The sequence below is a fragment of the Streptomyces sp. URMC 124 genome (genome assembly GCF_051386455.1).
Taxonomy (GTDB): Bacteria; Actinomycetota; Actinomycetes; order Streptomycetales; family Streptomycetaceae; genus Streptomyces.
Window position 1 is genome coordinate 1 of sequence record NZ_JBPQTS010000356.1, and the last position, 540, is coordinate 540.

Genomic DNA, 540 nt, shown 5'->3' on the forward strand with positions numbered 1-540 from the left:
CATCCTCGCCGCCGAACACATCACCGTCATCGGCTCAGGCCAATCCGGCGCCGAGGACGAGGTTGCGGGTGTAGGTGCGGCCCAGGGCTTCGGCTTCGCCGTCGGTGTCGAGTTGGGTGAAGTCGATTTCGAAGAGGTTGCGTTCGGGGTTCCAGCGGATGGCGTCGATCTGGTGGCCGAAGTGGAGGCCGGGGAGGGATTGGCTGACCCAGCGGCAGTAGGCGTCGTATTCGGCGCGCTGGATGTGGAAGCGCTCGGCGAAGTAGAAGGGGTAGAGGCGTTCGCGGGATTTGAGGTAGTTGAGGAAGCTCCAGGGGCTGGTGGGGTCGGCGAGGGTGACGAGGTCGGCGAGGAAGGGGACTTGGAGGGTGGTGCCGTCGATGAGGAGGCCGGCGTGCCAGCGGAAGGTGTGGTTCTGGTCGTAGCAGGCGGTGCGGAGGCCGGGGATGCCGTGGGCGAGGGCGGCGAGGGAGAGGTTGAAGGGGCCGATGCCGATGCCGGCGATGTCGAGGGGCTGGTCGGGGGTGGTCTGGGAGGAGG

At 67.4% G+C, this 540-nt stretch carries 1 pseudogene; it reads right to left on the reverse strand.

Features of this window, described 5'->3' with window-relative positions:
- Positions 1-43 precede the first annotated feature (43 nt).
- Positions 44-540, reverse strand: a pseudogene (locus tag ACSNOG_RS32915) (SidA/IucD/PvdA family monooxygenase); the annotation flags it as partial.